Source organism: Kribbella sp. NPDC049174 (assembly GCF_043197365.1).
In the GTDB taxonomy this organism is placed as follows: Bacteria; Actinomycetota; Actinomycetes; order Propionibacteriales; family Kribbellaceae; genus Kribbella.
Map to the genome: position 1 here is coordinate 1 of NZ_JBICSZ010000012.1, position 23,066 is coordinate 23,066.

Here is a 23,066-nt window from a genome sequence, read left to right on the forward strand (position 1 = left end):
ACGCCAAGACCCCTGAATCGTCACCGATGTCCTGACACATCGAGTGTCACCGATGTCCTGATGCAGAACTGTCACCTATGTCCTGAGACATCACAAGCGGGCGACCACACGAGACAGGATCCCTGGGAATATGTGTTCCCTTAAGCTCAACTTCTGGGATGGGGATGTGACCTGGGTGTCTGCGTCATGGACAGTGTCCGTCAGGGGTGTGGTCGCCGCTCACGCGCGAACTCAGGCCTCGGATGTGTGCGTTGGTGATGCGAATGATGGGCGTCGAGTGTGGCCACCCTTCCGCCCGACGACCCGTGACGCGGCAGCCACACGTGTTCGGCCGAGCTAGCCGGGCCGGTCGAGGTCGCGCGGTCGACGAGATGCCAGGCCCACATGCACTGCCCGGCGGATCACGCTGCGAGGCCAAATGGGACGGCTACCTTCATTGAATGAGCAGAATGCCATCTCAGAATCGGGGATCGCCCGAACGTGCAAACGTTCGAGCCCTGTCTCTTCAGGGTACGCGCGTCTACCGTGATGCTGGGGGTGGTAGAGATACCTCAAGTGAGGAAAGGTAGTGCATTCTTAGCTATGGCCGTGTGTCTCGCGGCGGTTGTCCTCGCGTCGACAGCAAACGCGGCGGCGCCGATCCCTCAGGGTGGCGATCCACAGACCCTGAAGGCCCGATCCCGGCGCAACTTTTACCGACACCAGCGGAGAATGCGGCTCAAGCGTTGGTGCAGTGGCTTGACGAGAACCCCGACGTAAACGCGGGCAAGGTTCGTATTCTCGAGGACCACAAGACCGTCGTGGTGTATTGGAAAGGTGATCCGCCGGCTGGTCTTCTGGATTTCGTAACCAGTCTGCCAGTGCCGGTGTCCGTGCGGAAGGCCACCTACAGCAAAGCCGAACTGATGGCCGCTGCCAGAGTGCTGAAGCGCGACAATCCAGGTGTAGTGAGCGGGGCCGGGCCGAACCGGGACTACTCGGCTGTCAGGATCACGCTAAGTAAAAAGGTGCCGGCGCCCGAGACGATGTTGGCAGCCTTGAGGGCACGAGGACTGGTGCCGATTGAGTTCGGCGGGGTCGAGGAGGTCGTGTCACTGGACGGACGCACACCGTCGCGGACCTGTCCGCTGACACCGGCCGGGGGGACTGCCGCAAGATGCGGAGACGTATCTCCGTTTTATGGCGGCGGCTTGATGCACAAGTACGGCTCGTCTGAGGCCTGCTCGATCGGCGCCAGTGTGTATGCCCCGCCTTCTTACAACTATGTCACCACGGCATGGCACTGCGGCGCGGGGAGGTGGGATAGCTACGACAGCGGCCGCACCGTCGGAGTCGCGAACACGACCCAGTACAACATTCTGCACGACATCAGGGTCATCCCAGCGACCAGTACCGGAAGGATCTGGACGGGGGACGGCTACACCACGTCGTCGCGAGCGGTTTACGCAGCTAAGTACGTCCCAGAAGGCTTTCGGGTTGTATGCAGTTGCGGAGCGTCAGGAAACAGCCTCATCGCCCAGTACGTCGTTCTCCAAGATTGGGAGTGGGACGACGACTACGGCGCCGCACATGTCGGCTTCAGAGTTGAGACGTACACGGCCAGCGCGACCGGCACGGTTCAGAGAGGAGATTCAGGCAGTCCGATCATCCGGTCCAACTCCGCTGGCCAATTCGAGGTTAACGGATTCCTGTCAGGTGGCGTGGATGGATACATAACCTTGTGGTGCCAGAACGGCAGACACGACGGGTTCAACGGCCCCTGCTACGACGCCTACTCTGCGTCCAACGCGACCCACGCGTTGGCAAGTATGGCTCTGTACATAAAGATCCAACCGTGACGAATTCCGACTGACGATCACGTCGTCCTGCAGATCGCTCTGCATCACGCTGGAGCCCTCACTGGCTGAGGGGTGGCCCTCACCGCTGCCGCAACAAGGGCCACCCACCCCATAGCTCATATGAGCTCCCATCGGCATCACCACCCGGGAGCAGTTGGTGATCCAGGGGCGCAGTGGTGGCGGCACGCTCGGGGGCGCCGTCCTCACGCAACGGCCGGACCTGTTGGCCGTGGCGATGCTGGTGATGACCAGCGATCCCGACGAGGTCTTCGTCCGCTGCACAGCTACAGGTTCACCGCGGCACTGCAGCACGCACAGGCCGGTGATGAGCCGATCCTGCTGCTGGTCGAGATCAGGACCGGTCACGGGCTGCCAGCCGAGGGATTGCCGCCGAGTGGACCGACCCCCTGGCCTTCGCAAGGCGAGCGGGCGGATTCGATGAGTCGGCCTGAACGGACGCGGGACGGCGGCGGCTGCGCCGCTGAGGAGGTCGGCCCGGGCTGTGGCCGGTACTGTGGCCGGTACATCGCCGGCCGGATTCGTCCTCTGGTCGCGCACCCTTACCAAGCGCGTCAACAGCCCACCAAGAGGCGTCGGCGACACCCCAGATAACGACGCAGCGCGACCACCCGATACGCGTCCTGTGGCTACGTCGGGACATGGTATGAGTGCTTAAGGGAACATCTGTTCGATTCTCGGGTATGGTGGGCGTATGGCGGGTGATCTTCAGGGCTCGTTGCTGGATGCGTTCGAGGATCCTGCGCTGGGCCCGGTGGACGGGGTCCGGCGGACGGACCTCGGTCGAGGCGCGTGGATCGACGTACTGCCGCGCTGGCTGACCGGGGCGGATCAGGTGTACGAGCGGTTGGCGCGAGACGTGCCGTGGCAGGCGGAGCGACGGCAGATGTACGACCGGGTGGTCGATGTGCCGCGGTTGCTCTGCTTCTACGGGGAGAACGAGGAACTGCCGTTGCCGATCCTGGACGAGGCCCGCGACCAGCTCAGTGCGTACTACGCGGAGGAGCTGGGCGAACCGTTCCGCACCGCGGGGTTGTGCTTCTACCGCGACGGACGGGACAGCGTCGCCTGGCACGGCGACCGGATCGGGCGCGGCAACCACGAGGACACCATGGTCGCCATCCTCTCGGTCGGCGAACCGCGCGTGCTGGCCCTGCGACCGCGCCCAGGTGGCTCGAGCGGCCCCGTCGGCTCGACGGTCCGGTATCCCCTGGGCCACGGCGATCTCATCGTCATGGGCGGCTCCTGCCAACGCACCTGGGAACACGCCATCCCCAAGGCCTCCGGCCACATCGGCCCGCGCATCAGCATCCAGTTCCGCCCCCGCGGCGTCCGCTGACAATCCAGCTCCAGTAGCCATCGTGTCCTCCGAGGTCGGGTGCCGAGTGGTGTCAGGCGGCGGCTTGGGCTGGTTGGAGGGGTTGGTAGACGTGGTGGCCGGAGGCTATGTAGAAGCCCAGCAGAGGGACTCCGGCGGCACGGCAGGTGTGGGTGGCGGCTGTTGCCCATTCGGTGTCCAGCTCGGGCCAGGTGGGTGGGCCAGGGCGACCTAGAGCCAGGAGCAAGGACGTGCCGGGAGCGGTGCGGACCGCGGGCATGATCGGGGTCAGGGCGGATGCGCACATGTCGCCGGCCGCCAGGGACCGGGTGCGGTGCTCGAACTCCGACGGCAGGTCGACGGCGACCGCGGCGCGGTAGCGGGCGTCCTCGTCGCACAGCACGACGGTGAACGTGCCGCGCTGGCGGTCGCCGAGGCTCACCAGGAGGTCGACGACGTCGGCGGCCAGGTCGGGGTCGGAGAGTGGATGGTCGGTCCAGGTCTGCGGGAGGTCTTGGAAGCTCATACCTACAAGGTGCCGTCGTTCCGACCCCGGATCCGAGTTATCCACAGACCAATTTCAGGCCAGCAAATGGCCCATCAATTGGCTACTGAAGTGGACCTCCCTGCTGGGCCGCCATGCTCCTAGGCTCGAGTCATACCGAGTCGAGGGAGACCACGATGAGCATCACGATCGACCGCATCCGCAGCGGACGCGACAGCGTTCTCCCGCCGGCCGGAGCGCCGCGAGACCTGGCGATGGCACAGCTCGCCAACTCGGTCGGCGATGGAGCGTTCATCGTCACCAGTGCGCTGTTCTTCACCCGCGTGGTCGGACTGTCGACGGCCGAGGTCGGCCTGGGACTCACAGTCGCTTGGTTGGTTGGGTTCCTCCTGGGTGTCCCGCTGGGCAACCTCGCCGACCGGAAGGGCGCGCGCGGGGTTGCGGTGGTGCTGGCGTTGACGACGGCGGCTTCGGTCGGGTCGTTCACGGTCGTGCGGAGTTTCCCGCTCTTCCTGATCGCCGCGATCGTCTACGCCAGCAGCCAAACCGGCCTCACCGCCGCCCGGCAAGCTCTTCTCGCCGGTCTCGTCGATCCAGCCGAGCGCACCCGCATCCGAGCGTTCCTCCAGTCCACAGTCAACGCAGGACTCGCAGTCGGCGCGGGACTCGGCGGCATCGCGCTCCACTACGACACCGCGGCGGCGTACCTCACTGTCTTCGCACTCGACGCAATCAGCTTCCTGATCGCAGCCCGGCTCCTCCACCGAGTGCCACGAGTCGCCATCAGCGCCAGGGTCAAGGGTGAGCCGCGCCTCGCCGTACTGCACGACCGCCCGTACGCCGTACTAGCGCTGCTCAACGCGATCATGCTGCTCTTCATGCCGCTCCTCAGCCTGGTCGTACCGCTGTGGATCGTCACCCGCACCGATGCCCCGGACTGGGTCGTTGCCTCGCTCCTGATCGTCAACACGATCGGAGTCACGCTCTTCCAGGTGCGGACCGCACGCAGCGTGCGAGACCTCCGCACGGCCACTCGCTCGATCCAGTATGCCGGAATCGCCATGCTGGCCGCGTGTGCCGTCTTCGCCATCTCCGCGGCGAACATGAGCGCGGCAACGGCAGCCGTCGTACTCATCAGCGGTGCAGCACTCCTGACCCTCGGCGAGATGAAGCTGGCCTCCGGCGCGTGGGAGATCAGCTTCGGTCTGGCGCCCGCCGACAAGCAGGGGCAGTACCAGGGCTTCTTCGGGACCGGCCCCGCCATCGCCCGCATGCTCGGTCCCGCGCTGCTCACGACCGTCGTTCTCGGGTGGGGCCCGATCGGCTGGATCGCTGTGGGTGCACTGTTCCTGGGTACCAGTTGCGCAACTGGTCCCGCCGTACGATGGGCTGCGCGGACGAGGGCCGTCAACGAGGACGCCCTGCCGTCGCTGGTAGAGGAGAGCGTCGCCTGATGGAGATCCCCGGACTGGTAGAGATCACGACGTACGACGAGCTGCGGGAGATCGTGCCGGCGCCGCTGGCTGCCGCCGCGGGCAAGACCCGCAAGGAGTTGCACGAGCTGGACCGGCAGTGGCTGGCCGCGTCACCGTTCTGCCTGATCGCCACCTCGGCGGCGGACGGCAGCTGCGACGTCTCCCCCAAGGGCGACCCGGCCGGGTTCACCAAGATCTTCGACGACAGCACGATCGCCATCCCGGAGCGGGCCGGCAACCGGCGGGTCGACGGCTTCGGCAACATCCTGACCAACCCGCACGTCGGACTGATCTACTTCATTCCCGGACGCGGTGACACGCTGCGGATCAACGGGCGGGCGCGGATCGTCCGGGAGGCACCGTTCTTCGACGAGATGATCGTCCGGGGCAACCGTCCGCAGCTGGCCCTGCTGGTGGAGATCGAGGAGGTCTTCCACCACTGCTCGAAGTCGTTCCTGCGGTCGCAGTTGTGGAAGCCGGAGACCTGGCAGCCGGACGCGATGCCGAGCCGGGCGAAGATCTCGAAGGCGCTGGAGCGCAAGGACGAGGACCTGACCGAGCTGGAGGCGTACTACGGCACGGCGTACGAGGAGAAGATCTACCAGGTCAAGTACTGACCGGGTCGTACTGCGGACGGAGCAGTCCCGGATACTCCGTGGCGACGATGACACCGGACTCCCGGGCCTCTACGGTTTCGTACTGTGACCACGACTGAGCCGATCGCCGCGCCGACCTGGGGAGCCCGGGTACGGCGGATCGCGCTGCCCGTGGTGCTCAGCGTCTTCGTGGTGGTGGGCTCGTTCGGCGCCGCCAACGGTCAGACGGACCGCCGGGCGCCCGACTGGTTCATGGTCGTGCTGCTGCTGATCGGGACGGTTTCGCTCTACTGGCTCCGGACCCATCCGGTCCCGGTGCTGTGGGCAACGGTCGTGTCGACGCTCGTCTACATGCTGATGGAGTACCCGTGGGGTCCGGTCATCTTCTCGTTCGTGATCGCCGCCTTCTCGGTGATCCGCCTCGGTCACCGGCTGCAGGGCTGGATCGGCATCGCGACGCTGTACGTCGGCCATGTCGGCGGCCGGATGATCCTCGGCATCAACGAGCAGGGCGTGTACCAGGTCCTCCTCGTCGGCACGTGTTTCGTCGTCCTGGGGTTCACCGCCGAGCTCTTCCGCGCCCAGCGGGACCGGGCCGCGGCGGCGGCCAAGACGCGGCGCGAGGCCGAGCTGCGGAAGGCCGGCGAGGAGCGGCTGCGGATCGCGCAGGAGCTGCATGACGTGGTGGCCCATCACATCTCGCTGATCAACGTGCAGGCGTCGACCGCGCTGCACCTGGTCGATCGCCAGCCCGAGCAGGCCGGCCCGGCGCTGGCCGCGATCAAGGACGCGAGCAAGGAAGCCCTGGTCGAGCTGCGGTCGATCGTCGGGATCCTGCGGCAGTCGGACGAGTCGGCGCCACGGCAACCGGTCGCCGGGCTCGAGCGGCTCGACCACCTGGTCAGCCGGACCTCACGCGCCGGTCTGGAGGTTCACACGATCGTCCACGGCGACCCGCACCCGTTGCCGACCGGGCTGGACCGCGCGGCGTTCCGCATCATCCAGGAGTCGCTCACCAACATCGTCCGGCACGCCAAGGCGAACGCCGCGACCGTGCGGATCCAGTACGGCGACCAAGCGCTCGTACTGCAGGTGGACGACGACGGCCAGTCCCTCACCGGTCCGCCGAAGGAGGGCAACGGCATCATCGGCATGCGCGAACGAGCCACCGCCCTCGGCGGCACCCTCACCGCCACCCGCACCCCCACCGGCAGCCTGCGCATCACCGCCCACTTTCCGCTGTAGGTTTCCCGTGAGTCTCACCCCAGCACAGCCGTCATCAGCAGCGGATTCACAGAGGACTCACAGAAGCTCTCGGTAAGCCTCCAGATCGGGCCGCTCAGGCTCGGGCTATGGCAATGATCGACGTACAAGGGCTGACCAAGCGGTACGGTTCCGAGACCGTGGTGGACGACTCATCCTGCTTCCGCCTCACACTGCCCCTGCTGGACTTACGGCAGGCGGACGTGGGACGGGTTGAGGTCGGCCACTCGGGAGACGCCTAGCAGGGCCATGGTGCGGCGGACCTCCCTGGTGAGGATGTCGGCGGCTCGGGCGACGCCGCGCTGACCGCCGGCCATCAGGCCGTAGAGGTAGGCGCGGCCGACCAGGCAGGCGTCGGCACCCAACGCGATGGCGGCGACGATGTCGGCACCGGACATGATGCCGGTGTCGAGGTAGATCTCGGCGTCGCTACCGACTGCCTTGCGGACGTCCGGCAGGATGCGCAGCGGGGTGGGTGCACGGTCGAGCTGGCGGCCGCCGTGGTTGGAGAGCACGATCGCGTCGGCGCCCGCGTCGACCACCCGGCGCGCGTCCTCGACGGTCTGGATGCCCTTGACGATCAGCGGGCCGGACCAGATCGAACGCAGCCAGTTGAGGTCGTCGACCGTCATCGTCGGATCGAACAACTTGTCCAGCAGCTCGGCGACCGTACCGTCCCAGTTGGACAGCGACGCGAACGTCAGCGGCCGCGTGGTCAGCAGGTTGGCCCACCACGCGGGGTGCAGCGACGCGTCCAGCACGGTCTTCGCGGTCAGCGACGGCGGGATGGTGAAGCCGTTCCGTACGTCGCGCAGCCGCGCACCGGCCACCGGTACGTCGACCGTCAGCATCAGCGCCTCATACCCGGCCGCGGCGGACCGCTTCACCAGGTCCTCACCGGCGTCGCGGTCCTTCCACACGTACAACTGGAACCACTTGCGCGCGTCCGGCGCGGCGGCCGCGACGTCCTCGATCGACGTCGTACCCATGGTGGACAGCGCGTACGGGATGCCGACCTGCTCGGCCACCTTGACGACTGCGCTCTCGCCCTCGTGGTTCATCATCCGGGTGAACCCGGTCGGCGCGAACGCGAACGGCAGCTCCGACCGCCCGCCGAGGATCGACGTGCCCAGATCGATGTCGGAGACGTCGCGCAGGATCGACGGCTGCAGCTCCATCTCGGCGAACAGCTGCCGGGCCCGGTTCAGGCTGATCTCCGCCTCGGCCGCGCCGTCGGTGTAGTCGAACACCGAGCGCGGCGTCCGACGCTTGGCGATCGCGCGCAGGTCGGGAATGGTGAGCGCCTTCTCCAACCGGCGGTCGGTCGCGTTCACCGTGATCGGCTTCGGCCGCAGCAGCGGCTTCAGCTCGGACCATTTGGGCAGCTGTCGATCGGTCATCAGAACTCCGGAACGGCCGGCAAGGGTGACCAGGCGAGCACCTGATCCTGTGGTCGGACCACAGCATAGCCTGTGGTCCGACCACACAGGTAGAGTCGTCCACATGGGGAGCCGCGAGTGAAGAACTACGAGCTGGTCCTGCATCGGGTCGAGGCCGAACTGGCGGCGGGACGACTACGGATCGGCGAGCGGCTGCCCGGGGAGCGGGTGCTGGCCGAGCAGCTGGGGATCAGCCGGCCGTCGGTGCGCGAGGCGGTCCGGGTGCTGGAGGCGATGGGGGTGGTCCGGACGGCCACCGGGTCCGGGCCGGAGGCGGGTGCGGTGATCGTCGCGGAGCCGGTGTCGCCGTTGACCGCCGTACTGCGGTTGCACCTGGCAACCAATCACCTGCCGATGGGTGACGTCGTCCAGACCCGCATCCTGCTGGAGTCGTGGGCCGCCCGCGAGGCCGCCGGCCGGCAGGTGGAGGCCGGTGAACTGAAGCTCGCGGAGGACTTGCTCGATCAGATGGACGCTTCCGGGTTGTCACCGGAGGAGTTCCATCTGCTCGATGCCGAGTTCCACGTGGCGTTGTCCGGTCTGGCCGGGAACGTGCTGATCGCGGCGGTGATGGCCTCGTTGCGGTCGGCGATCCACGGGTACGTGCTGGCCGCCGTACCCAATCTGCCGGACTGGGAGGCGACCACGGTCGGCCTGCGGACCGAGCACCGCGCCATCCTGCAGGCCATCCGGGCCGGTGAACCGGACTCCGCCGCCGACCTGATCACCGCCCACATCCGCGGCTTCTACCAAGCCGCCCGCCTCAATATGCCTTAGCAGCGCTCGGTAGCGGACAGGGCGGTGCGGCGGAGGCCGAGGATTACTGCGGCGCCGACGATGAGGTGGAGTGAGGCCAGGCCGAGCTTGGCGCCTACTCCGATGCCGCCGACGAGGGGGCTGCCGAGGGACAGGATGCAGGCGGCCGTGGCGAGGATGGTCCAGACCGTGCGGGCGTTGAGAGTGCGCCGCTCCAAGATGGCGAGCAGAGCCCAGCCGGCGAACGCCATCGCCGTCGACGCGAAGAGGACCGAGCCGGCGCCGACGTCGATGCGACGAGAACCCTGCATAGCCGCGAGTTCGACACCGGCGACGGGTGCCAACAGAGCCCACACGGCGAGCGCGGCGACCACGGTGATCCCGACGACCGCGAGCCGGCTGCGGCCTTCCACGCGGATGGGACGGACATCGAACTGGACTGACATGGTTCCTCCTGGGGGTTGGGCCACCAAGGTCTCCGAACACCTCATCCGCCGGCATCGGCCGGGAAGCTCGACCGCCCTGGTCCGAAGTCGGCGAGGCACCGACTTTGGTCGGTGGTGACGGACCGCAGCCGCGCCCTAGTCTCGGCGGCATGCAGGAGAGTTGTGCGCCGGTACGCCGGAATCGCTGGGCCGACCTGATCGCGATCGTCGCGGTCGGCGGGTTGTCCGCCGCCACGATCGTCGGTCGTCACTCCGACGGTGCGGCACGGCCGTGGCTGTTCCTCGACATCGCGGTCGGGATCGTTGCCACCGGCCTCATTCTCGTACTGGGCCGACGCCCGGTCCAGGGCGCACTCGTCCTCGCCGGCCTCGCCGCCCTCTCCCCCGCCGCGACGCCGCCGGCCACCGTCGGCACGCTGACGGTCGCGCAACGCCGCCCGCTTCGTACGGCGGTCCTCGTCGCGCTGGCGGGGACAGTCGGTCACCTCATCCAGGCCCTCTGGCGGCCGATCGGCAACCTCCCCTTCTTCTGGTTCGCCGTCCTCGACGTCGCCGTGCACGCAGCGCTCCTCGGCTGGGGTCAATGGACCCAGGCGCGACAGCAGGTGCTCGACTCACTCCGCGAGCGGGCTCATCGGGCCGAAGCCGAGCAGGGTCGCCGCGTGGCCGAGGCGCGGGCGCTCGAACGCACCAAGATGGCTCGTGAGATGCACGACGTACTCGCGCATCGGCTGTCGCTGCTGGCGACGTACGCCGGTGCTCTCGAGTACCGGCCGGATTCGTCACCCGAGAAGCTGGCCAAGGCGGCCGGGGTGATCCGCAGCGGTGTCCACCAGGCGCTCGACGAGCTGCGCGAGGTGATCAGCGTGCTGCGCGACACCGAGATCGACGAACTCCCCGGCGGCCGCCCACAGCCGACCTTCCAGGACCTCCGCGCGCTCGTCGAGGAGTCCCGGGAAGCCGGTACGACGATCGCGTACGACGACCGGGTCAACGACCCCACGACGTTGCCTCCGGCAACCGGGCGCACGGCGTACCGGGTCGTGCAGGAGGGACTCACCAACGCCCGCAAGCACGCGGCCGGGCATCCGGTGACGCTGACCGTGACCGGGCAGCCGGGTGACGGGCTGCGGATCGCGCTGACCAACCCGGGGTCGAACGGCACGTCGCTCACCCCTGGTAGCGGGACCGGGCTGGTCGGCCTGACCGAGCGGGTCCAGCTCGCCGGCGGCACGCTGGATCACGGGAAGCGGCCCGATGGCCGGTTCCGGCTCGAGGCCTCGCTACCGTGGCCGTCATGACCATTCGCGTTCTGGTGGTAGATGACGACGCACTGGTTCGGGCGAGCCTGGAGATGATGCTCGACGGGACGAACGGGATCGCGGTGGTCGGCCAGGCGGCCGACGGGGACGAGGTGCCGGCGGCGGTGGACGCGCACTTCCCGGACGTCGTCCTGATGGATCTGCGGATGCCGCGGGTGGACGGGATCGTGGCGACTCAGCGCGTGCGGGCGCGGACCAATCCGCCGGAGGTCGTCGTGCTGACCACGTTCGACACCGACGAGAACGTGCTGCACGCGCTGCGGGCCGGGGCCAGCGGGTTCCTGCTGAAGGACACCCCGCCGGCGCAGATCGTCGACGCCGTCCGGCGGGTTGCCGCCGGTGACCCGATTCTGTCGCCCGGGATCACCCGGCGCCTGATGGACCGGGCCGCGACCCAGGCGGATGCGCACACGATCGCGCAGGAGGCCCTGAAACGGTTGTCACCGCGGGAGTACGACGTGGTGCTCGCGGTCGCTCAGGGTAAGTCGAACGCGCAGATCGGTTCCGAGCTGTACATGAGCGTGGCGACGGTCAAGGCGCACATCTCCCACATCCTCACCAAACTCGAGCTCGGGAACCGCACTCAGATCGCTCTTCTGGCTCACGACGCGGGGTTGGCCTGAAAATGGCTTAGCGTGGGCGCCATGATTCGGGTGCTGCTGGCGGATGATCAGGCGTTGGTGCGGGCCGGGTTCCGGTCGTTGCTCAACGCCGAGGACGACATCACGGTGATCGGCGAGGTGTCCGACGGCGCCGAGGCGGTCGCGGTGGCGCGGGCGGAGAAGCCCGATGTGGTGCTGATGGACATCCGGATGCCCGGCACCGACGGGCTGGAGGCGACCCGGCAGATCGGCGCGGACGCGGACCTGGCCGACGTCCATGTGGTGATCCTGACGACGTTCGACCTGGACGAGTACGTGTTCGAGGCGTTGCGGGTCGGGGCGAGCGGGTTCCTGGTCAAGGACACCGAGCCGGTTGAGCTGCTGCAGGCAGTGCGGGTGGTGGCGCGCGGTGACGCGCTCCTCTCCCCCGGTGTGACCCGGCGGCTGGTGGCGGAGTTCGCGACGCGGAGCCGGCAGCCGCATGCCAGCAAGGAGCTCGACGTCCTCACCGACCGGGAGAAGGAGATCGTCGCCCTGGTCGGCGAAGGCCTGTCGAACGACGAGATCGCCGAACGCCTCGTGCTCAGCCCGGCCACCGCGAAAACCCACGTCAGCCGCGCAATGATCAAACTCGGCGTCCGCGACCGCGCTCAACTAGTCGTCGTCGCCTACCAAACCGGCCTGGTCCGCCCCGGCTGGCTGGGTTGATCCAGCGGTACGCCGATGCACCCGGCGTACTCCGCGCGCGGTAGGGCCGGTCACTCCCCCGGGCCGACGCGAGATCCCGTCTGTGACCGGCAGGCTCGGTGGTATGAACGAGACAGGTGCTCCGCTGGTCGAGGTGACCGGGCTGACGAAACGCTACGGCGACACCCTCGCGGTCGACGGTGTCGATCTGACTGTCCTTCCCGGGGAGGTCTACGGGTTCCTCGGGCCGAACGGTGCCGGGAAGACGACGACGCTCCGGATCCTGACCGGGCTGATCGCGCCGACGAGCGGTGACGTGCGGGTTCTCGGCGGTGCGCCGGGGCAGGCCGACGTACTCGGCCGGACCGGGTCGATGATCGAGTCGCCCGCGTTCTACCCGTACCTGTCCGGTCTGGACAACCTGCGGCTGCTGGCCGAGTACGCCGAGGTGCCGCGGCGGAAGGTCGACGAGGTGCTGGAGCTGGTCGACCTGACCGATCGGGCCCGGGACCGCTTCTCGACGTACTCCCTGGGGATGAAGCAACGGCTCGGCGTCGCCGCGGCGCTGCTGAAGGATCCCGAGCTGGTGATCCTGGACGAGCCGACGAACGGGCTCGACCCGGCCGGGATGCGGGACATGCGCCGGCTGATCCGCGAGCTCGGCTCCGACGGCCGGACGGTGCTGCTGTCCAGCCACCTGCTCGGCGAGGTCCAGCAGATCTGCGACCGGGTCGGCATCATCAACTCCGGCCGGATGGTTGCCGAGCACAACGTCGAGGATCTGCGCGGCGAGCAGGAACTGGTCGTCCGGGCCGCGCCGCGAGAGCGGGCGCAGTCGATCCTCACCGACTTCCTCGGTGCCGGGACGGTGCACCAGTACGACGAGACGCTGCGGGTGAAGGTGCAACCGGACAAGGCCGCCGAGGTGAACCGGATCCTGGTCGAGGCCGGGATCGCGGTGTCGGAGTTGCACAGCACGGAACGGGCTCTCGAGGACGTGTTCTTCGAGCTCACGAGCGAGGAGAAGGCCGATGTTGGGTAGTTACCGCGCGGAGGTGCTGAAGCTCCGCAAGCGTTCCGCGGTCTGGGTGCTGTTCGGCGCCGGACTGGTGCTGAGCCTGATCTTCGGCTACCTGCTGCCGTACCTGGGCTACGCCACCGGCGACGAGAACCCGCAGACCGACGGCGTACCGCGCGGCGAGATCTTGCGCGGGATGCTGCCGGAACGCGTCATGGACAACACGATCGGCGGCTACCCGATCTTCGCCGGCGCGCTCGCGCTGGTGCTGGGCGCGATCGTGGTCGGCGGCGAGTACACCTGGGGCACGCTCAAGACCATCCTCACCCAGCGCCCTGGCCGTGCCGCCGTCCTGGCCGCACAGTTCCTCGCCCTGGCCACGATGATCGCCGTCTGGGTGCTCGGGATCTTCGCCGCCTGTGCGCTCTGCAGCATCGGTATCGCGGCCGCGGAGAACGGCTCGATGGACTGGCCCGGCGTGACGGCCATCCTCGAGGGACTGGCCGGTGGCTGGCTGGTGCTGATGATGTGGTGCCTGGCCGGTGCGGTCCTGGCCGTTGCCTTCCGCAACGTCGCGCTACCGATCGGGCTCGGCGTGGTCTGGATCCTCGGGATCGAGACGTTGCTGGCCGGTGTGGTGAGCAGCCTGCTGCCGGACCTGGACGTCGTGTCCAACGCGTTGCCGGGCACGAACGCGGGTTCGCTGGTCTTCGCGGTGACGGGTATGGCGGCCGCCGACGCGCCGCCTGGGGTGCACGACGCGGTCGGCGGCGGGCGTGCCCTGCTGACCTTGCTGGCCTACTGCGCGATCTTCGCCGTCCTGGCCGCCTGGACGACTCGTCGGCGGGACGTCACCTGATCCCCGCGTGGACCAGCGCGAGCTCGCAGAACATCGCGTTCGCCCAGGAGAACCATTCGCGGGTGTACTGCGACGGATCGTCGACGTCGAACCCCTCGTGCATCTGGCCGGTACCGCCAGTGGTGTCCCGGAGGAGCTCCAGCAGCCGCTGGCGCTCCTCCGCCGACGTACTGGAGATCCCCTGCACAGCAAGGGCGATGTGCCACACGTAGTTCGGCGGGGTGTGCGGGCTGCCGATGCCGGCAGCGTGCGAACCGCTGTAGTAGAACGGATTCTCCGGGCTCAGCAGCAGCCGGCGCGTCGCCAGGTACGTCGGATCGTCCGCGGCGGCGTACCCGGTCAGCGGGATCGACAGCAGGCTCGGCATGTTGGCGTCGTCGATCAGCAGCACCCCACCCATCCCGTCGACCTCGTAGGCGTAGACGCGGCCATGGACAGCGTGCTCGACCGTGCCGTGCTGGGCGATCCCGTCGTCGATGTCGGCCCGCAGCTCCTTCGCCCGAGTGGCCAGCCCCGAGTCGTTCAGGACCTCGGTGGCGATCACCTCGAGATACCCGAGCACGACCGACGCGAACATGTTGCCGGGCACGTTGAACCCGAGCTCGGTCGCGTCGTCACTCGGCCGGAACGCACTCCACGACATCCCGGTCGGCCGGGTCAGCCGTCCGCGTCCCTCCCGGACCAGGGTGTCCGTCGGTACGTCGTCATGCCGCTGGAACCGGTACGGCGACCTGTTCTCGTGATCCTGCTCGACCGTCCACAACGCGATGATCGCCTCGGCCGCGGCCTTGAACCGCTCGTCGATCACGTCGGCCCGGCCGGTGATCCGCCAGAGCCGGTAGGCCAGCTCGAGCGGGTAGCACAGCGAATCGATCTCGTACTTGCGTTCCCACACCCACGGCGACATCTCGGTCTCGTCGGTGACATGACCGGCACCATTCGGCGAGCGGTTGAACGCGTTCGCGTACGGGTCGAGTACGACGTACTCCAACTGCCGGTGCAACACGCCGATCAGCACATCCTGCAAGGCCTGATCCTCAGGACACAGCAGCAGATACGGCCGCAGCTGGGCGGCCGAGTCGCGCAGCCACATCGCCGGGATGTCGCCGGTCAGCACGAACGTGGTCCCGTCGGGCAGCCGCTCGGCCACCGCGGGCAGGTTCTCCGCCATCGATCGCCGGAACATCTCCGCGATCACCTCGTCGCCGGTGGCCCGGCGAACCTCCTCGGTGGCGCGGGCCAGCACCTCGGCATCGATCATCAACAGACTTCACCTTTCAGCAACGAGTTGGCCTTCCGGCAGGAGCACCGACGGGTTCGGTGAGAAGGTCTGGTCGAGCACCAGGCTGGCCGCTCCGATCGCGCCGACGTCCGCGCCGAGCGCCGTACCGGCGACCTCGAACGGGTGCACCGAGCGGACCAGGAAGCGTTCTTTCAAGGCGGTCTGGACGGCGTCGCCGAAGAACGGCGCGAGCTGCTCCCAGTGCGGGCCGCCGAACACCACCCGCTCGAGGTCGAGCAGGTTCGCGATGTCCTCGACCACCTTCGCGATCCGCTCGGCCAGAGCCACGACGATCTCCCGGGCCACCCCAGGTCCGGCGGCCAGCGCGCACAGCTCGGCGAACGCCGCGTCCACCGCCTGCCGGTCGTCCGGATCGATGCCCTGGGCAAGTACTCCGGCCTGGACCGCCTGCTGCACCAGGTAGCGCGGCTGGCTCGTCTCGCCGACGCAGCCGCGCCGTCCGCAGTAGCAGACCGGGCCGTCGGGGTCGACGATCACGTGCCCGATCTCGCCGACGTTGCTGGACGAGCCGCGCACCACCTCGTCGCCGATCACCAGCCCGGCCCCGATCCCGGTGCCGAGGTAGAAGAACACGAAGCTGCCATGCCGGTCCGAGCCGGCTGCCCACTTCTCGGCGGCGGCCGCAGCGGTCACGTCCTTGTCGAGCAGCACCGGCAGGCCGGTCCGCTCCCGCAGCTCGTCGCGCAGCGGGACGAGGTGCCACGCGGACAGGTTGGGCGGATCCACGACGACTCCGCGCTCCACATCGATCGGACCGGGCGCGGCGATGCCGGCGCCGATCACGCGCTCGCGAGGCGCCCCGGCCTGGTCGATCACGTCCTCGATCGTGGCTGCGATCCGATCGATCAGCACATCGGGATCGTCGGCGTACGGTGTGCCGACGCTGCGCCGGGCGACCACTTCGCCGGTGAGGTCGAGCACCACGACGGTCACGACGGCCGGGTCCAGGTGGACGCCGACGGCGTACTGGCCGGACGGCTCGAGCTCGAGCAGGGTCCGCGGTTTGCCGAGGCCGGTGCTCTTCTGCCGGCCCGCCTCGCGGACGAGGCCGGCGTCGAGCAATCGCCGGATGATGTTGGAGATCGCCTGTCCGGACAGACCTGTCGCCTCGGCCAGCTCCACCCGGCTGAGCCGTTCGGTCCGCCGGATCGCGTCCAGCACGACCGCGTCGTTGAAACCGCCGACACGATCCAGATTGGTCCCCCGGCGTACTGCCACTAGTCCCCCAGCTGTCACGGTGAAACCGGATCCGCGCCCCACGCACGTGACCAGTCGTACTGGATCGTCTCGGCGCCGGATCGCCACGTGTTCGGCGCGGTGTTCACCAGCCAGTCGGCCGGCTCGATCCCGGACGCGTCTCCACCACTGAGCGCCAACCGTATACCTTCGCTCAACGCGCGATCAGACTGCTCGGTCCGGGCGGCCGGATCGACCGAGACGAAGAGCGCCGTACCCGATCGTGCGACCAGGTCGAGGAACCGCTGGTTCAGCTCCCACGGCGTCTGCGGCGTGCACGGGACGCAGTCGGCATCGACGGCGAAGAACCGGTTGTGCTGCGGCAACCGGAACGCGAGCGTGTTGACGCCCATCTTCCGGGTCCGCTCCCAGTCCCGGCCCGAGGTGTCGTCCCCAGTTCGCTGTACGTCGACCAGTCCGGCCGCGAGGTGGCCGACGGTGTTGCAGCCGATCAGTACGACGCCATCCGCGGCCGACCGGATCTCGCGATAGAACGCGAGCACGATCTCGGCCGTCGTCCGCGTGGGGTCGTGGAACTGCCAACCGCTGTTGGTGAGCTCCGAACCCATCGCCGGTCCGAACCGGCCGAAGACGTCGTACGTGCTGAAGTCGTGCTTGACGAGCTCGAAACCCCAGTCCTTGAACCGCTGCAGATCCGTGCGGACCTGGTCCAGGACCTGCGGGTACGACGGGTCGAGCGCACGGCCGTCGGCGACACCGGCACGACCCCATCGGCCGGCCTCGCGGACCCGCAGCGGACGGAACCACAGTCCGGGGCGGGCGCCGATCTCCTTGATGGCTGCAGCGGTCAGAGCCATGTCGTCGAAGACTCCGGGCGTGCCCGCGTCCCATGGTCCGCCGGACGCGATGCCGCCCGGGTACCAGCCGTCGTCCACCACGCTGAACGGCTTGACCGGGTGACCGTCGGCCAGCTCGACGATGGCGGTCGCGTCGACCTGTGTTGCCTTTTGGTCGAAGTTCTCGCCGTAGGCGTAGTACCAGTTGTTCGCCCCGACCACCGGCGCGGGCTCAGGTCGCGCCGGTAGCCGGGAACTCATGGCGGCGACCGCTGCGTGCAGGGTCAGCCAGGGCGTGCCTGCGTCATCGAACCGCCGGACGGTCGCGGCGGTGAGGGTGCGCCCGTTCAGCTCGGTCGGGCTGCCGCCGTTGCGGAGGTCGAGCCAGAGGGTGAAACCGTCCGCGTCGACCGTCCACGAGCAGAACGCGTTCGGCTGGACGTCCACACCGGCGCCGGTGGTCCGGCCGGTCCGCGGGTCGTGGGCGAGGAAGTACCACGGCAGCAGTCGCTCTGGCTGCTGATGCCGCCATTGGAGGTCGCCGTACGAGCGCTCCCAGGCGTCGCCGAGGATCAGTGCCTCGGCGGGCAGTGGTTCGGACCAGCGGACGGCGACGCGGGAGATGGTCCGTGCGCTGACGCCAATGGTGCCGTCGGACCACGTCACCTCAACGCCTGCCGCCGACCAGGTGGCGCCGTTGCGGACGGCTGTGGTCAGGGTGTCCGAGGGGCCGACCTGGACGAAGACCGCGCTCGGTTCGTTCACCTGACTCCCTTGCGGACGGAATTTCCCCACAGACTTTAGTTAGTCGGTGGAGACAGCGTCAAGACTCGCTACAGCCTCGATGAGACGGTCGACATCGGACTGGTCGGTGTACGGCGCGAGCCCGACGCGGACGGCTCCGGCGGCGCCCAGACCGAGGTGCCGAGCCGGCTCGTAGGCGTAGAACGAGCCCGCCGGCGCGTTGACATTCACCGCCGCGAGACGCTCTGCCACTGCGGACGGTGTCCAGCCCTCGACGGTAAAGAGCAAGGTCGGCGTACGACGCGCTGCGTGGCCGTAGAGCGTGACGCCGGGGATCGCCGCCAGCCGGGCTTCCAGGTCGTCCCGAAGGTTGTCCTCGTACGCCTCGACGAGCTCCAGCGAACTCTGCAACCGCTCACGCCGGGTCGCGCCAGTGCCACCGAGTCCGGCCAGGAAGTCGACGGCCGCGGTGGTGCCGGCAAGCAGCTCGTACGGCAGGGTACCCAGCTCGAACCGCTCCGGTACGACGTCCGTCGCCGGCGCGAGCTTGTCGGGCCGCAACGTCTCGAGCAGCTCCGGCGACGCGGTGAGAGCGCCGAGATGCGGACCGAAGAACTTGTACTGCGAGCAGACGTAGTAGTCGGCGTACGTCGCGTCGATCGGGGCGTGCGCGGTCAGGTGGACGCCGTCGACGTACAGCAGCGCGCCGGCCTGGTGGACGAGGTCGGCGATGCGGATGGTGTCGGGTCGGGTGCCGATGAGGTTGGACGCGCCGGTGACCGCGACCAGCCGGGTGCGGTCGTTGAGGAGCGGCGCGATGTCGTCGAGCTCGGACGTCTCGGTGTCGAAGCCGAGCCAGCGGATCGTGGCACCGACCGCCTCGGCGGCCTGCACCCACGGACGGACGTTCGCGTCGTGGTCGAGGCGACTGACGATGATCTCGTCGCCGGGCGCCCAGGTCTTGGCGAGCGTCCTGGAGAAGTCGTAGGTCAGCTGGGTCATGCTGCGGCCGAACACGATGCCGAGGGGGTCCGTGCCGAGCAGGTCGGCGATCGCCTCGCGAGCGGCCACGACGATCTCGTCGGCCCGGCGTTCGGCGGCGGTGAGCGTGCCACGGTTGGCCATCGCCGACGTCATCGTGGTGGCCACTGCATCGGCTACCACCTGCGGAGTCTGGGAACCACCGGGACCGTCGAAGTGCGCGGCCCCTTCGTCGAGGGCGGGGAACTGCTTCCGGACAGCAACAACATCGAAGACACCCATGACGGTCATCCTCTCCCGACGCCCTCGTAACTGCCACCGGTTGTCCATTTCCACCGAGAACTGCCCGATGGCGGGCAAATTTGTCCAGGTTGTCGGTCGGGTAGTGCAGGATGTCAGGAGTGAGCACCGTGACGACTACTGACCGGGTCCCGCTGCAGGCCTGGCTTCCGACGATGCTGGCCCTGGCGGCCATCTGGGGTTGCAGCTTCCTGTTCATCTCCGTCGGCGTCCGGGAACTGCATCCGCTCTACCTCGCGCTCGGCCGGGTGATCGCCGGCTCGCTGGTACTGCTGATCATCCTGGCCGTGAAGCGCGAGTCGCTGCCTCGTGATCCGCGGATGTGGGTGCACTCGTTCGTGGTCGGCGCGGTCGGGTCGGCGATCCCGTGGACGCTGTTCGGGTACGGCGAGCAGCGGATTCCGTCCCTCCTGGCGGGGATCTGGAACGGCATCACCCCACTCGTCGTGCTGCCGATCGCGGTGCTGATCTTCCGGACCGAGACGTTCTCGCTGCAGCGGGTGCTCGGGCTGATGGTCGGGTTCGGCGGCATGCTCGTCGTACTCGGCGCGTGGAACGTCCAGGGCGGCGCGGACCTGACCGGTCAACTGCTGTGCATGCTCGCGGCCGTCTGCTACGGCTTCGCGGTGCCCTATCAGAAGCGGTTCATCGCCGGCACGACTCTGTCCGGCACGGCGTTGTCCGCCAGCCTGCTGATCTGCGCAGCAGTGCAACTCGCGGTGGTCGCGCCGATCGTCACCCGGGAGGCGCCGCCGGCCCCGTGGTCGCTGTCGATCGAGGTCGTCGGCAGTGTGCTCGCGCTCGCTGCGCTCGGGAGCGGGCTCGCGTTCGTGCTCAGCCTGCGCAACATCCGGCTGATCGGCGCCAGCCGGTCATCGATGGTGACCTACCTGATGCCGATCTTCTCGATCCTGGTCGGCGTGATCGTGCTGCACGAGCACATCACCTGGTACCAGCCGGTCGGCGCGCTGATCGTCCTGCTCGGCGTTGCGGTCTCGCAGGGTGTGTTGCGAAACCTCAGGCGAAAGCCGGCACTCGCTGCCGAAGCGTCAGCGGCGTAGGTTCGGCACCGCGGCGACCACCACGGCGATCAGGGCCAGCACAGTCCCAGCGACGACCGGGAAGGTGACGGCCTTGTCGGCGGCCGGGACGAACAGGTCGATGAACAGGCTGGCGATCAGCTGACCGGCGATCGTCCCCAGCCCGAGGACGAACACGCCCACCACCCGGACGACCGCCGCGGCCGCACTGATGAAGATCACTCCGCAGGCGCCGCCGAAGTACAGCCACGGCTCGCTCGGCAGGTGCTGCGGTGCGCCGCGCAGAGTGAGGTCGGCGAGGAAGACGATCAGCAACGCGGCGAAGCCGGCGAGGAAGTTGACCACGCCGGCCGCGATCGCGCCGTACGCGTCCCGCGAGGCAGTACGGGCGACACGTCCGTTGATGGCCTGCTGGACCGCCGTACCGATGCCGCCCAGTGCCGGCAGTACGGCGAGCAACAAGCCGTCAGGGTGACTCAACTGCGAGGACACCGCGAGTACGACGGCTGCCAGCGCCAAGACCGCTCCGACGACACGGAGCGTGGTGTACGGCTGTGGACCGGCCGGACCGAAGCCGAGGCGATCGACGACGAGACTGCTGACCGCCTGCCCAGCCACGACCGCCACCGTGAAGACGGCGACCCCGATCACGGACACCGTGATGGACTGCGTCGCGACCACGAAAGCGCCCGCCACTCCCCCGATGCACTGCCACCAGCGCAGACCGCCGTGGCCGCGCATCGGCGTCCGGATCGCCCGCCAGACGTTGCCGAGTGACCGGCGGATCGGCGGGACCAGCGCCGTACCGATCAGCAGGATCAGCAGGCCGGTGCCGAACGAGATCAGCGCGGCCGCGACGCCGTCGGCGAGGACCTGACCGAGTTCGCCGTTGAGCCGGGACTGAACAGCGACCAGCATCCCGATGCCGAAGGCTGCGCTCAGACCGACGATCTGGTGATGCCGGGCCGAGCGGGCAGGGCGGATGGCGGTCGTTGTCACCCCTCCATCATGACCGTAGCGCCTCTTGCTCCTGACACCAGGTCCACCCTATGACCGTCGGATCAGCGCCAGATACATCGCGTCGGTGCCGTGCAGGTGCGGCCACAGCTGGACGTCGGGGCCGTCGCCCAGGTCGAGCACACCCGGGAACAGCGCTCGGGCGTCCTCGATCACGGCGTCGTCCCGCTTGCCGAGCACGGCGTCCACGACAGCGCGGGTCTCGTCGGGATGGGGCGAGCAGGTGACGTACGCCACCACTCCCCCCGATCGGGCCGACGTGATCGCCGAGTCGAGCAGGTCCTCCTGCAACGGCCGGAGCTCGACGACGTCCTCCGGCGTACGGCGCCAGCGGGCTTCCGGGCGACGGCGAAGCGCACCGAGGCCGCTGCACGGCACGTCGGCGAGCACCCGGTCGAACGACCCGGCCGGCCAGGTCGGCTTGGTGCCGTCGCCGACCAGGACCTTGTGGTCGCCGGGGATCGCACGGAGGTTGGCGCGGACGAGGTCGGCGCGGTGCTTGAGCGGCTCGACGGCCGTCAGCTGGCCTTCGCGCTGCTGAGCGAGTGCCGCGAGCAGCGCAGACTTCCCGCCTGGCCCGGCGCAGAGGTCGAGCCACTTGGTGTCCGAGCCGTCGAGCTGAGCCGTCGCCAGCGCGACCGCGACTAGCTGCGAGCCCTCGTCCTGAACGCCCGCCCTGCCGGTGGCCACGGCGTGAATCCGGCCGGGATCGCCACCACCCTGCAACACCGCCGCGTACGGCGACCAGGGAGCCTTCGAAGCACCCGCCTCGACCAACTCGTCCACATCCGAAAGCCCCGGCCGAGCCACCAGCGTCACCCTAGGCGGCTCGTTATCCGCGTCGAGTAGCCGCTCCAGTCCCGTCCCAGGGGTCGTGGAACCGCTCGGCGGCTCGGCCGCCCTTTCTCCCAGCGCTTCGACGAAAGCTTCGATCACCCAGCGGGGATGGGCTTTGGCGATCGCCAGATGGCCGAGGCGGTCCTCGTCGGCGGACGGCGCCACGGCGGCGATCCACTGGTCGAGGGAGCGCTGGCTGATCTTGCGGAGGACGGCGTTGACCAGGCCGCTGCGTTTCTGGCCGATCTCCGAGCGGGTCAGCGTCACCATCTCGCTGACCGCGGCGTACGAGTCGACCCGCATCCTTAGCAGCTGATGCGTGCCCAGGCGGAGCAGGTCGAGCAGCTCGGGGTCCAGGTCGGCGATTGGGCGGGACACGTTGCGGGCGAGGAAGGCGTCGTACGTGCCCTGCCAGCGCAATGTGCCGTGCACGAGTTCGGTGCAGAACGCGGCGTCCCGGCCGCTGAGACGTTGCTCGCGGAGCGCCTTGTTGAGCGCGAGGTTCGCGTACCCGCCCTCGGCGGTCACCTGCCGGATCACCTGATACGCGACGCCGCGAACCCGATCCGGCCGCCGCTGCGGCGCCCGATTACGAGGCGAACGGTCACTCACGCCTCCACCTCGCTGGCGCTCGGTTCCGGCGTGAGCGACAGCACTGCTCTACCCATT

The 23,066-nt window shown here is 68.6% G+C and carries 21 protein-coding genes; 12 read left to right on the forward strand and 9 right to left on the reverse strand.

Annotation, left to right across the window (positions count from 1 at the left end):
- Window positions 1–728: 728 nt before the first annotated feature.
- Both ACGFIF_RS39170 and ACGFIF_RS39175 read left to right on the forward strand, forming a co-directional pair.
- Window positions 729–1,838: a hypothetical protein gene (locus ACGFIF_RS39170; RefSeq protein WP_393161971.1), complete on the forward strand. Its 1,110-nt coding sequence runs from the start codon at window positions 729–731 to the stop codon at window positions 1,836–1,838.
- A 712-nt stretch (window positions 1,839–2,550) separates the two neighbouring features.
- Window positions 2,551–3,195 (forward strand): alpha-ketoglutarate-dependent dioxygenase AlkB, encoded by a 645-nt coding sequence (locus tag ACGFIF_RS39175; protein ID WP_393161973.1) that lies wholly within the window; start codon window positions 2,551–2,553, stop codon window positions 3,193–3,195.
- Window positions 3,196–3,247: 52 nt separating this feature from the next.
- Here the strand turns inward: ACGFIF_RS39175 and ACGFIF_RS39180 are convergent, their stop codons facing one another.
- On the reverse strand, window positions 3,248–3,700 hold the full coding sequence (locus ACGFIF_RS39180; RefSeq protein ID WP_393161975.1) for a hypothetical protein: 453 nt from the start codon (window positions 3,698–3,700) through the stop codon (window positions 3,248–3,250).
- Window positions 3,701–3,855: 155 nt separating this feature from the next.
- Here ACGFIF_RS39180 and ACGFIF_RS39185 point away from each other — a divergent pair, with 155 nt between their 5' ends.
- The 3 genes from ACGFIF_RS39185 to ACGFIF_RS39195 all read left to right on the forward strand — a co-directional run bounded on the left by ACGFIF_RS39185 (window position 3,856) and on the right by ACGFIF_RS39195 (window position 6,995).
- The gene (locus tag ACGFIF_RS39185) at window positions 3,856–5,133 is read left to right on the forward strand and encodes an MFS transporter (protein WP_393161977.1); all 1,278 of its coding nucleotides are present in this window, start codon (window positions 3,856–3,858) and stop codon (window positions 5,131–5,133) included.
- A complete protein-coding gene (locus ACGFIF_RS39190) occupies window positions 5,133–5,771 on the forward strand; it encodes a pyridoxamine 5'-phosphate oxidase family protein (protein WP_393161979.1) in 639 nt (212 codons plus the stop codon). The genes ACGFIF_RS39185 and ACGFIF_RS39190 overlap by 1 nt, the downstream gene beginning before the upstream one ends.
- Before the next feature lie 84 nt (window positions 5,772–5,855).
- Window positions 5,856–6,995 carry a sensor histidine kinase gene (locus ACGFIF_RS39195; protein ID WP_393161981.1) on the forward strand — a complete coding sequence of 380 codons (1,140 nt, stop codon included), beginning with the start codon at window positions 5,856–5,858 and terminating at the stop codon, window positions 6,993–6,995.
- Window positions 6,996–7,201: 206 nt separating this feature from the next.
- Here ACGFIF_RS39195 and ACGFIF_RS39200 read toward each other — a convergent pair whose 3' ends face one another.
- Complete coding sequence (locus tag ACGFIF_RS39200; protein ID WP_393161984.1) at window positions 7,202–8,413, reverse strand: alpha-hydroxy-acid oxidizing protein; 1,212 nt, start codon at window positions 8,411–8,413, stop codon at window positions 7,202–7,204.
- A gap of 117 nt (window positions 8,414–8,530) precedes the next feature.
- On the opposite strand from ACGFIF_RS39200, the gene ACGFIF_RS39205 reads away from it, so the two are divergent.
- Complete coding sequence (locus tag ACGFIF_RS39205) at window positions 8,531–9,229, forward strand: FadR/GntR family transcriptional regulator (RefSeq protein WP_393161986.1); 699 nt, start codon at window positions 8,531–8,533, stop codon at window positions 9,227–9,229.
- Here the strand turns inward: ACGFIF_RS39205 and ACGFIF_RS39210 are convergent.
- The gene (locus ACGFIF_RS39210) at window positions 9,226–9,654 is read right to left on the reverse strand and encodes a DUF6069 family protein (protein ID WP_393161988.1); all 429 of its coding nucleotides are present in this window, start codon (window positions 9,652–9,654) and stop codon (window positions 9,226–9,228) included. The genes ACGFIF_RS39205 and ACGFIF_RS39210 overlap by 4 nt on opposite strands.
- Before the next feature lie 149 nt (window positions 9,655–9,803).
- Between ACGFIF_RS39210 and ACGFIF_RS39215 the strand changes: the two genes are divergently transcribed.
- From ACGFIF_RS39215 to ACGFIF_RS39235, 5 genes are all read left to right on the forward strand, one after another.
- Window positions 9,804–10,955: a sensor histidine kinase gene (locus tag ACGFIF_RS39215; RefSeq protein WP_393161990.1), complete on the forward strand. Its 1,152-nt coding sequence runs from the start codon at window positions 9,804–9,806 to the stop codon at window positions 10,953–10,955.
- The gene (locus tag ACGFIF_RS39220; protein ID WP_393161992.1) at window positions 10,952–11,599 is read left to right on the forward strand and encodes a response regulator; all 648 of its coding nucleotides are present in this window, start codon (window positions 10,952–10,954) and stop codon (window positions 11,597–11,599) included. The genes ACGFIF_RS39215 and ACGFIF_RS39220 overlap by 4 nt, the downstream gene beginning before the upstream one ends.
- Window positions 11,600–11,620: 21 nt before the next feature.
- Entirely contained in the window at window positions 11,621–12,286 is a 666-nt protein-coding gene (locus ACGFIF_RS39225) for a response regulator (protein ID WP_393161994.1), read from the forward strand.
- 103 nt (window positions 12,287–12,389) lie between these two features.
- Window positions 12,390–13,307, forward strand: coding sequence for an ABC transporter ATP-binding protein (locus ACGFIF_RS39230; protein WP_393161996.1), 918 nt, complete (start codon window positions 12,390–12,392; stop codon window positions 13,305–13,307).
- Entirely contained in the window at window positions 13,297–14,142 is an 846-nt protein-coding gene (locus ACGFIF_RS39235) for an ABC transporter permease subunit (RefSeq protein WP_393161998.1), read from the forward strand. Before ACGFIF_RS39230 ends, ACGFIF_RS39235 begins: the two co-directional genes overlap by 11 nt.
- Here ACGFIF_RS39235 and ACGFIF_RS39240 read toward each other — a convergent pair.
- From ACGFIF_RS39240 to ACGFIF_RS39255, 4 genes are read right to left on the reverse strand one after another with little or no spacing between them, the layout of a single operon-like run.
- The gene (locus ACGFIF_RS39240) at window positions 14,135–15,403 is read right to left on the reverse strand and encodes a glycoside hydrolase family 125 protein (protein ID WP_393162000.1); all 1,269 of its coding nucleotides are present in this window, start codon (window positions 15,401–15,403) and stop codon (window positions 14,135–14,137) included. The two genes, ACGFIF_RS39235 and ACGFIF_RS39240, sit on opposite strands and share 8 nt — an antisense overlap.
- A gap of 9 nt (window positions 15,404–15,412) precedes the next feature.
- Complete coding sequence (locus ACGFIF_RS39245; RefSeq protein ID WP_393162002.1) at window positions 15,413–16,663, reverse strand: ROK family protein; 1,251 nt, start codon at window positions 16,661–16,663, stop codon at window positions 15,413–15,415.
- Between the two features lie 14 nt (window positions 16,664–16,677).
- The gene (locus tag ACGFIF_RS39250; RefSeq protein WP_393162004.1) at window positions 16,678–18,243 is read right to left on the reverse strand and encodes a hypothetical protein; all 1,566 of its coding nucleotides are present in this window, start codon (window positions 18,241–18,243) and stop codon (window positions 16,678–16,680) included.
- 39 nt (window positions 18,244–18,282) lie between these two features.
- Window positions 18,283–19,485: a cysteine desulfurase-like protein gene (locus ACGFIF_RS39255; RefSeq protein ID WP_393162006.1), complete on the reverse strand. Its 1,203-nt coding sequence runs from the start codon at window positions 19,483–19,485 to the stop codon at window positions 18,283–18,285.
- A gap of 128 nt (window positions 19,486–19,613) precedes the next feature.
- Here ACGFIF_RS39255 and ACGFIF_RS39260 point away from each other — a divergent pair, with 128 nt between their 5' ends.
- Window positions 19,614–20,564, forward strand: coding sequence for a DMT family transporter (locus ACGFIF_RS39260; protein ID WP_393162008.1), 951 nt, complete (start codon window positions 19,614–19,616; stop codon window positions 20,562–20,564).
- On the opposite strand, the gene ACGFIF_RS39265 is transcribed toward ACGFIF_RS39260, so the two are convergent.
- Both ACGFIF_RS39265 and ACGFIF_RS39270 read right to left on the reverse strand, forming a co-directional pair.
- On the reverse strand, window positions 20,553–21,542 hold the full coding sequence (locus ACGFIF_RS39265; protein ID WP_393162010.1) for a DMT family transporter: 990 nt from the start codon (window positions 21,540–21,542) through the stop codon (window positions 20,553–20,555). The two genes, ACGFIF_RS39260 and ACGFIF_RS39265, sit on opposite strands and share 12 nt — an antisense overlap.
- Before the next feature lie 48 nt (window positions 21,543–21,590).
- Window positions 21,591–23,009, reverse strand: a complete 1,419-nt coding sequence (locus ACGFIF_RS39270) for an RsmB/NOP family class I SAM-dependent RNA methyltransferase (protein ID WP_393162012.1) — start codon at window positions 23,007–23,009, stop codon at window positions 21,591–21,593.
- Window positions 23,010–23,066 lie beyond the last annotated feature (57 nt).